This window comes from Actinophytocola sp. (assembly GCF_035634895.1).
GTDB lineage: Bacteria > Actinomycetota > Actinomycetes > Mycobacteriales > Pseudonocardiaceae > Actinophytocola.
On record NZ_DASQCC010000092.1, the window covers coordinates 1 to 5,770 of the forward strand.

The 5,770-nt window shown below is 72.4% G+C and carries 7 protein-coding genes and 1 pseudogene; 2 read left to right on the forward strand and 6 right to left on the reverse strand.

Annotated elements, in window-relative coordinates:
• A pseudogene (locus VET29_RS12660) lies at positions 1–343 on the forward strand (alpha/beta hydrolase); the annotation flags it as partial.
• On the opposite strand, the gene VET29_RS12665 reads toward VET29_RS12660, so the two are convergent.
• The 6 genes from VET29_RS12665 to VET29_RS12690 form a co-directional block, all read right to left on the reverse strand.
• Positions 327–1,670, reverse strand: a complete 1,344-nt coding sequence (locus tag VET29_RS12665) for a hypothetical protein (protein ID WP_324919442.1) — start codon at positions 1,668–1,670, stop codon at positions 327–329. The pseudogene VET29_RS12660 and the gene VET29_RS12665 sit on opposite strands and share 17 nt — an antisense overlap.
• A gap of 213 nt (positions 1,671–1,883) precedes the next feature.
• Positions 1,884–3,218, reverse strand: a complete 1,335-nt coding sequence (locus VET29_RS12670; RefSeq protein WP_324919443.1) for a serine hydrolase domain-containing protein — start codon at positions 3,216–3,218, stop codon at positions 1,884–1,886.
• Positions 3,215–3,472 carry a hypothetical protein gene (locus tag VET29_RS12675; protein ID WP_324919445.1) on the reverse strand — a complete coding sequence of 86 codons (258 nt, stop codon included), beginning with the start codon at positions 3,470–3,472 and terminating at the stop codon, positions 3,215–3,217. Before VET29_RS12675 ends, VET29_RS12670 begins: the two co-directional genes overlap by 4 nt.
• Positions 3,473–3,474: 2 nt before the next feature.
• On the reverse strand, positions 3,475–3,951 hold the full coding sequence (locus VET29_RS12680) for a Clp protease N-terminal domain-containing protein (protein WP_324919447.1): 477 nt from the start codon (positions 3,949–3,951) through the stop codon (positions 3,475–3,477).
• Positions 3,948–4,178 (reverse strand): hypothetical protein, encoded by a 231-nt coding sequence (locus tag VET29_RS12685; protein ID WP_324919449.1) that lies wholly within the window; start codon positions 4,176–4,178, stop codon positions 3,948–3,950. Before VET29_RS12685 ends, VET29_RS12680 begins: the two co-directional genes overlap by 4 nt.
• 46 nt (positions 4,179–4,224) lie before the next feature.
• Positions 4,225–4,533, reverse strand: a complete 309-nt coding sequence (locus tag VET29_RS12690; protein ID WP_414636489.1) for a DUF1905 domain-containing protein — start codon at positions 4,531–4,533, stop codon at positions 4,225–4,227.
• 43 nt (positions 4,534–4,576) lie between these two features.
• Between VET29_RS12690 and VET29_RS12695 the strand changes: the two genes are divergently transcribed.
• Positions 4,577–5,695, forward strand: a complete 1,119-nt coding sequence (locus VET29_RS12695) for an aromatic ring-hydroxylating dioxygenase subunit alpha (protein WP_324919451.1) — start codon at positions 4,577–4,579, stop codon at positions 5,693–5,695.
• The last annotated feature ends 75 nt before the right edge of the window (positions 5,696–5,770 follow it).

A 5,770-nucleotide genomic window follows, 5' to 3' on the forward strand; every position in this document is an offset into this window, starting at 1 on the left:
GCCCACCGAGCCGCTGGACCGCCCGTTCCTCCTGTTCGGCACCCTCGACGACCACCACCCCGGCGGCGACTTCGACCCGTCCTGGGACGCCGTGTGGCCGCTGTTGTCCGGCTGGCGGCACTGGCTCACCGTGACCGACGCCGACCACTTCTCCTTCACCGACCTGGACCTGCTCGCGCACCAGGCCGGCGTCGACATCCCCATGCCGCTGGACCCCGCCCGCGCGATCCGGCTGACCCGCGCCTATGTGGCCGCGTTCCTCGACCAGCACCTGCGCGGCATGCCGCAACGGCTGCTCGCCGGTCCGGCCGCGGCCTTCCCGGAGGTCACGTTCCAGCGGTGATCACGCCGTAGCGGGCCAGGTCCGTACCCGGATCGCCCTTGCCGCGGAGCACGTCGTCGAGGAACGTCACGGTGATCTCCGCGGTCTCGGTGGGACCTTCGTAGCGGCTGAGGACGCCGACCACGGACGGCACCGGCGGCAGCCAGATCGGGGCGTCGGTGAACGTCAGGTGCTCGGTGCCCGGGACCTCGACCCGGTAGCCGGCGCCGGAGAGGGCGAGCACGCGGTCCGCCGCGTCGAGGAAGGTCGGGCTCTCGTTCTCGTCGAGTGGGTGGTTGAGCACGAGCGCGGGCTGCGGGAACGGTTGCGGCGCCGGGTCGTACGGGTAGCCGTCGAGGTCGACGACGGCGGCGAAGCGGTGGTCGAGGCGGGCCGCCATGAGCGCCGCCCCGCCGCCGAGCGAGTGGCCGGTGACCGCGACGTGCGTGAGGTCGAGGTGACGGGCGAAGGCCGACCTGCCGAGGCTGGTGAGGGCGAAGCTCAGGTCCCGCGCCCGGGTCGTGGTCCAAGCCACGCCGTTGCGCCGGTCGGTCGCGTCGTCGCCGGTCGAGGCGACGAGCGTGCGCACGACGGTGCCGTCGTCCAGCACGACGGCGGCGGAGTCGTAGGGATGGTCGAGCGCGACGACGACGTAGCCGCGGCTCGCGAGTTCCGTGGCCCAGAAGGTGTTCTGCCCGCGGACACCGCCGAGCCCCGGCGAGAAGAGGACCACGGGGTAGATCCCGTTCGTGGGCTTGGCGTCGAGGATGGCCGCCGTGCGGGCCCGCGCGAGGCCGTCGAGCACGAAGCCGGGCAGCCCGACGTAGGTGGAGAGTCCTTCCGCGACGGTCTGTGCCTCCGCCGGGGTGCGGCCGAGGTAGGGCGCCCGCTCGCCGGCACGCGACGCGGCCGGGTACCAGAGCTGCGCGACGACGGTTCGCCGGTCGTCCGGGTCGGCGGTCGCGGGCTCGGGCCGGTCGGCGTCGGTCCACTGTAGAACGGTGGTGCCGACCGGGTACCGGCCCGTCGGCGTCAGGAACTCCGGTACGGGCAGGGCCCACGCGGCGGCCGGGCTGGACATGATCGCGCCGAGCAGCAGGACCGTGCCCGCCACCGCGACCCACCGCGGCGCGCGGCCGGGCGTCCGGCCCGTGACGAGGGGGAACAGCGCGGGAAGCGCGAGCACGATGGCGGCCAGCACCGGCACCAACTGCCACCGGAGGCCGAAGACCAGCAGCGCCACCCCGGACAGGACGGATACCGCGACCGCCCCGGTCGCCACCGGCCGGTGTGCCCTTTCGGGCAGCCAGCGCACGACGGCCATGGTCAGTGCCCCGGCGATCGCCACGCATTCCAGTGGATACAGGCCAAGCCAGGGAATCGGGTCTCCGGTCAACATCGCGCCCCCTCGAAGTAGGTCACTCGGGTCGCCGCAACTGTGGCGGAGGGCGGGCCGCGCACACCTCGGCCGGACGGCCACACCCCGCGGGCGACGCATCGGCCGATCGGCCGACCCACGCGGACAGGACCGGTTGCCGTGGCACCGAATCCGTCACCGCGATCACCGCGGGATGGGCAGCTCCGCCGTGCGCGGGCTGACGCGGCTGTTGGTGTGCAGGTAGCGCGCCGTCCCGTCCTGGAAGTCGTAGATCGCCACGGTCTGTGGGTCTTCCAGGGGATCCGTCGGCGGCATCAGGAAGTGGGTCTCGCTGATCGGGAGCAGCCGGTAGGTGATCCGGTCCGGTCTGCCCAGGAACTGGGCGTGCATGGGGTCGAGATGGAAGGTGAGGTGCAGGTCCCCGTCTTCCGTCGACACCTCGTAGCGGGACCCTGGACGTTCGTAGACGCCTTGGTATCTCCCCGGATCCGGCGTCAGCTCGAGGTCCGGCTTCGGCGGCGGCGGGATCGTGCCGAGGTCCAGGTCGGCCAGTATCTCGTTGAACACCTTGTGGTAGAAGGACTCCCGCGGCCCGCCGTTCGCCAGCAGGACGATCGCGGTGTTCGAGTCCGGCAGGATCCGCAGGCGGGAGTGCTGGCCGATGGTGCTGCCGTCGCTCGCGTACACGGTCTCGCCGTGCCAGTCGCACACGATGAGGCCCAGTCCCCATGCCGGGCCGAACATGTACGGGTCGGGCACGGGCACCCGGGACGTCATCATCTCGGCCACGAGCGGTCCGCCGTCGAGGAGAACCCGCGCCAGCGCGAGGACGTCCCGCACCGTCGACGTCACGTTGCCGCCGGGGCCGAACGATCGCGGCAGGTACGCCACGGGCGTCACGACCGGGCCCTCGTCGAGCGAGCGGAGCACGTGCCCCGTCGCAGCCCGGGCCCGGTCCACCTGGTCGGGCCGGGTGCCCGTGCCGGTCAGCCCCAGTGGTTCGAACAGGCGGGCGCGCATGATGTCGTCCCACCGCCCGCCGTCGACGACCTCCATGATCCGCGCGAGGATCGCGTAGCCGAGCGCCGCACTGTAGCCGTGGGTGTGGCCGAGCGGGAAGACCTGCGGCGCGCCGGCGATGTTCTCGACCATCCGCGCGTAGACGTCGTCCCCCTCACCGGGATCGCCGAAATCCTCCTCGATGCCGTTCGTGTGGTTCAGCAGGTGCCGGGGCGTCACCCGGGCGCCGGTCTCGGCGTCCGCGACCCGAAAGTCGGGAAGCTGGCACCGCACCGGCTCGTCCAGCCCGACCTTTCCCTCGCCGACCAGTTGCATGAACGCCAGCGCGGTCCACGTCTTGGTCATCGAGCCAACCTGGAAGACCGTGTCACTCGTCACCGGTTCGCCGGTCGCCACGTCCCGGACGCCGACCGCGAACTCGGTGATCCGTCCATTGTGGAGCACGCCGACCGCGGCGCCCGGGATCCCGTACTCCGCGAGCAGTTCCTCGCGGATCACGTCGGCAGCCCCACGGCGTTGGCGGCGTCGGTCTCGAAGTAGTCCGTCGTGGCGAACGGGCCGGCGTACTCCTCGAAGAAACCCCGGACGCCGTCGACCGAGTCGTGCACGATGACGTGCACGGCTCGCGTGCCGTCGGCACTCGCGACCGCCAGGGTCCAGCGCGCGCCCCTGGGTAAGCGGGAATGCGCTTTCTTCAGCGAGCCCCAGTACCGGTCGTAGTCGGCGACAGCGGACACGGCCATCACATGCATGTTCACTCCTGTTCGGTCAGTGCCCGGCGGACGCGGGCCGCCAGGTCCTCCTGGTCGGCGCCGGCGATGGCGAGCGCGCGTGGCACGATGCCGGCCTGGGCGGCCAGGATCCCCAGCAGCACGTGCGCCGGCCGCAGGTCCTTCTTGCGTGTCACAGCGGAGAAGCCGCGGTCGAGCGCGAGCTTGGCCGACGTGCCCATCGCGGGCTTCGCCGGCAGCCGGCTGGGCTCGGGCAGGGGGTGGGCGTTGCTCGACACGCCGACCGCGCTCAGGCTCTGCACGAACTCCTGCTCCAGCGCACGGCGGACCGCGTCCCGGTCCAGCCCCGCCGATGCCAGCAGTGGACGTACGGTCGGCTCCGGTTCGGCGGCGACGGCCAGCAGCAGGTGCTGGACCTCGACCGTCGGCGAACCGTCGTCACGTGCCTCCTGGTGGGCCCGCATGATGGTGTTGTGCAGGTACGAGTCGAAGGAGTTCACCCCTCGCGCCTCCTCATCCTGACCCCGGCGGCGATGAGCCGCTGGGCGTGCTTCTTGTAGACCGCCTGGCGCGTGACCCCGAGCGCCTCGGCGACCCGTGGCCACCCCCAACCCGCACGCATGGCCTGCTCGACCGCCGCGTCCTCCAGCCGGTCGGCGAGCCGCCGCAACGCGACCACCGCGGCAAGGGCGTCCGCCGGGTCCGTGGGCAGGTCAGGTTCCGTCACATAAGCAACCGTAGTTGCTTATGTGTGCGATAGTCAACTCGAGTTGCTAAAACTCGAGGACCTCCAGCGCCACGGTCGCGACATCGCCTGCCTCGATGGACTCCGCCCTGCGGACGGCACGCTTGACGGGCAGCACGTAGGCGTCACTGCCCGGGAAGATCGACGTGCGCCAGACGGTGGCGCCGATGCGGGCCCGCACCCGCACCGCGCCGAAGCCGCGGCGCGGCCCGGCCGCCAGCTCGCGCACCTCGTCGGACACGTCCTCCGGCAGGCGCACGAACGTCCAGCTGTCGGCCTTGCGCGCGTCCCAGACCCACAGCCGCGCGTCGAACACGTACTCCACGGCCGGCAGCATCGCACGGGACACCGACAGCGCTCGCTGGGTTACCGTCGGCGGCATGCCAACCGCCGCCTGGCCGCCGGCGCCCGTGCCGGCCGGCGACCTCGACCGCGCCATCCGCCCGTTCGGCGAGTCGACCATGCTGCCCGCCGCCGCCTACACCGCGCCCGACGTCCTGGCCTGGGAGCTGCGGCACCTGTTCGCCGGCACCTGGAGCTGCCTCGGCCGCCTCGACGAGCTGCTGGGCGACACCACGCAGCGCGGCGTGCTGGCCGGTGACGTCCCGGTGCTGCTGACCCGCGACGGCGGGACGGTCACGGCGCTGGCCAACACCTGCCGCCACCGTGGCCACGAGCTGCTGCCCGAGGGCGGCACGTCCGCACGGGCGGTCGTGGTGTGCCCGTACCACGCGTGGACGTACCGGCTGGACGGATCGCTCCGTACCACGCCCCGGTACCACGAAGTGCCGGCCGGGCACGGGTTGGTGCCGCTGCCCGTCGAGGTGTGGCACGGCTGGGTGTTCGTCAACGGCACGGGTGACGCGGCGCCGTTCGCCGAGCACCTCGGGGGGATGGCCGGCCTGGTCGCGCCGTACGCGCCGGAGCGGCTCGAGACGGCCGCGCGGCACGAGTACGTGGTGCGCGCCAACTGGAAGGTGGTCGTCGAGAACTACCACGAGTGCTACCACTGCCCGCACATCCATCCCGAGCTGTGCGCGGTGTCCCCGCCGAACAGCGGCGACAACTACGACCTGCCCGGCGCGTGGGTAGGCGGCTCCATGGACCTGCGCGACGGGGCCGAGACGATGTCGCTGGACGGCCGCTCACCGGGCGGTTTCCTGCCGGGCGTGGACCGGCGGCGCGTGCTGTACCTGGCGCTGTTCCCCGACCTGCTGTTGTCCCTGCACCCGGACTACGTGATGACACACCGGCTGCGGCCCGTCGCCCCGGACGCGACCCGGATCGAGTGCTCCTGGCTCGCACTGGGCGAGGCCGGGCACGCGGAGGAGTTCTGGGACCGCACGAACCGGCAGGACTGGGCGGCGTGCGAGTCCGTGCAGCGCGGGCTCGCGTCGCCACACTTCCGGCCCGGGCCGTTCGCGCCGAACGAGGACGCCGTGCACCAGTGGGTGACGCTGATCGGCCGCGCCTATCAGGGAAGACCGCCCTGGGCGTGACCGTCGGTGCCCCCGGCTGTCGGTGCCCCCGGCTACGGTGGGGCATGACTGAGACGCCATGGGAACCCCCGGCGG

Excerpts from the sequence above, each read along its gene's own strand:
- VET29_RS12675 (WP_324919445.1), bottom strand. The coding sequence starts at position 3,472 with ATGCATGTGATGGCCGTGTCCGCTGTCGCCGACTACGACCGGTACTGG.
- VET29_RS12695 (WP_324919451.1), top strand. The coding sequence starts at position 4,577 with ATGCCAACCGCCGCCTGGCCGCCGGCGCCCGTGCCGGCCGGCGACCTC.
- VET29_RS12690 (WP_414636489.1), bottom strand. The coding sequence starts at position 4,533 with ATGCTGCCGGCCGTGGAGTACGTGTTCGACGCGCGGCTGTGGGTCTGG.